The 2,281-nt window shown below is 65.8% G+C and carries 3 protein-coding genes; 2 read left to right on the top strand and 1 reads right to left on the bottom strand.

The features are described from left to right. The coding region (locus AB4Y86_RS17130) for an ISL3 family transposase (protein WP_441403367.1) at positions 1 to 846 on the bottom strand (846 nt) is incomplete at its 3' end. A 180-nt stretch (positions 847 to 1,026) separates the two neighbouring features. Between AB4Y86_RS17130 and AB4Y86_RS17135 the strand changes: the two genes are divergently transcribed. Together AB4Y86_RS17135 and AB4Y86_RS17140 are read left to right on the top strand one after the other, a co-directional pair. Beyond that, on the top strand, positions 1,027 to 1,191 hold the full coding sequence (locus AB4Y86_RS17135) for an alcohol dehydrogenase catalytic domain-containing protein (protein ID WP_441403369.1): 165 nt from the start codon (positions 1,027 to 1,029) through the stop codon (positions 1,189 to 1,191). A 17-nt stretch (positions 1,192 to 1,208) separates the two neighbouring features. After that, positions 1,209 to 2,168 (top strand): IS1595 family transposase, encoded by a 960-nt coding sequence (locus tag AB4Y86_RS17140; protein ID WP_441403368.1) that lies wholly within the window; start codon positions 1,209 to 1,211, stop codon positions 2,166 to 2,168. The last annotated feature ends 113 nt before the right edge of the window (positions 2,169 to 2,281 follow it).

Consider the following 2,281-nt stretch of genomic DNA (forward strand, 5'->3'; position numbering starts at 1 on the left):
GCCCCGCCTGCCGTGGAGGTCATGCGCGCGGCGCCGCCGGACCTCGGTGACCATCTGGTTCGCCCGCGCCACCACATGCCAGTGGTCCACGGTGATGGCTGCCTGGGGCAGAACCTTGCGGACGGCCCGGCGGAACTCGGAGGACATATCCATCGCCACCAGTTCCACCTTGTTACGCCACCAGCGCGGTCGGGCCCCGATCCAGTCACGCACCGCCTGACCGCGGCGGCCGTCCACGATGTCCAGGATCGCCCCGGTGTCCAGGTCCGTAAAAACGATCGACCAGGGCTCCACCCGGGTGACTTTTCCGGCATCGTCTTTGAGATAGCGGACCCGCCGGAAGCGATGCTCATCCACGCCCAGCCGGCGGACCAGACGCCGGTCCACACCGCCCTCAAGGACGGCCGTGTCCTCCATGACACGCATGGCGGTCGTCCACGACACACCCGAAGCAGCAGCAACCCGTGAAACGGCCCGAAGCTCCGTGGACAGGTCCGCGACAATGCCGGTCACCAGCCTGCTGGTCAGCCTCGAACGCAGCGGAACCTCATCGGTGGTCTGCACGAAGGACCGCCGCGGACACTGCGGTTCCAGACACGCCAGCCGCCGCTTCCGGACCCTGACGTCCAAGGGTTCTCCGCCGCACTGGACGTCCCGGACACGGTGGACCGGACGGGCCTGGATCCGGGAAGACAGCACCCCGCAGTCAGGGCAGGCCCCTTCCCGTTCGATCGGCTCGACAAGAACCATCCGGACTGCGCCGGCGCGCTCGGCGGAGAGCACAACGTGGCCCTCCAAATTGAACAAAATCGACGCGGCATCACACGTCTGCGTAATCTGTAACAAGGCTCGTAGTCCTCAGCAATAGATGTCTCGACAACACCTATGCTCGCAGGGCTACGAGCCCCTTCATTTGAAGGACACCACGCCAAAAGTTGATGAGCCGGTTTAACTGTTGTTCCGGGAGACAAAGACTCGTTCCGGCTGAGGGACATAGCCGAGCCTGAACCGGCGGAGGGACAGGTCCTGGTCGAGACTCTGTCGGTTGGGCTCTGCGGCACCGATCTGGAGATCAACGCCGGGGAGTACGGAGAGGCGCCGCCTGGAGCGTCTTTTCTTGTGCTGGGCCACGAGAACCTGGGACGGGTCCTCGAGGCTCCAGACGATTCCGGATATTGGGTATCTGCCTAGCTGAAGTAGGCTGAGGTATGGCCGATTTGTCGCCGCCGATGCCTCGTGCCGGGGTGGACTATCCCAAGACGTCCGGGCAGTTTCGGGACTGGTTCGGCACGGAAGAGGCCTGCTTCGGGTACCTCGCGGGGCTGCGATGGCCGGCCGGTTTCGTCTGCTCCCGGTGCGGCGGGCGCGACTACTGGCGCACGGGCGCCGGGCTGTGGATGTGCCGGGGATGCTCGCGTCGGACGTCGGTGACGGCCGGGACGATCTTCGAACGCACCCGCACTCCGCTGCGCACGTGGTTCGCGGCCGTCTGGTTCGTGACCGCGCAGAAGAACGGCGTGTCCGCGCTCGGCCTGCAGCGGGTCCTGGGGCTGAATTCCTATGAGACAGCGTGGGCCTGGATGCACAAGCTCCGCCAGGCCACGGTCCGGCCCGAGCGCGAGATGCTCTCTGGGCTGGTCGAGGTCGACGAGAGCTTCATCGGCGGGGTCCATCGCGGTATGCCCGGCGTCGGCCCGGACAAGATCTCGATCCTGGTCGCCGCTGAGCACTTGGATCACAACCGGATCGGACGCGTCCGCCTCGAACCCGGACCCATCGACCGCAGGCTAGCGCTAGTGAAATTCGGCCAGCGCGTCGTCGCCCCCGGCTCCACTATCCGCACCGACGGGGCGAGGCAACTGAGGCGCTTCGCCGACCTCGGCTTCCAGCACGAGTACTTCACACAGCTCGGCTCGGACGTCCCGGCGCACGTGAACATGCCGGCCGTCCATATGGCCGCCTCCCAGCTCAAGCGCTGGATCAACGGCACCCTTCATCAGGGCATCTCGAGGGAGCAACTGGCCTACTACCTCGACGAGTTCACCTTCCGCTTCAACCGACGCACCGCAAAGAGCCGCGGACTGCTGTTCTACCGGCTCCTCCAGCAGGCCACGAACACCGACCCCGCGCCCCTGAAGGACCTCGTCATCCCCCACGACAGCGACTGAGAGGACGCTCCAACCGGCGGGGGCGCTTCATTGACGTGCCATCTTCGCATGGTTCAACGACAGCTTTAGCAACACACCCTGGTCTAGGGCCGCTCTGCTGTGAGGCCGAGGGT

The organism is Arthrobacter sp. 2YAF22_2 (assembly GCF_052114645.1).
Classification (GTDB): domain Bacteria; phylum Actinomycetota; class Actinomycetes; order Actinomycetales; family Micrococcaceae; genus Arthrobacter.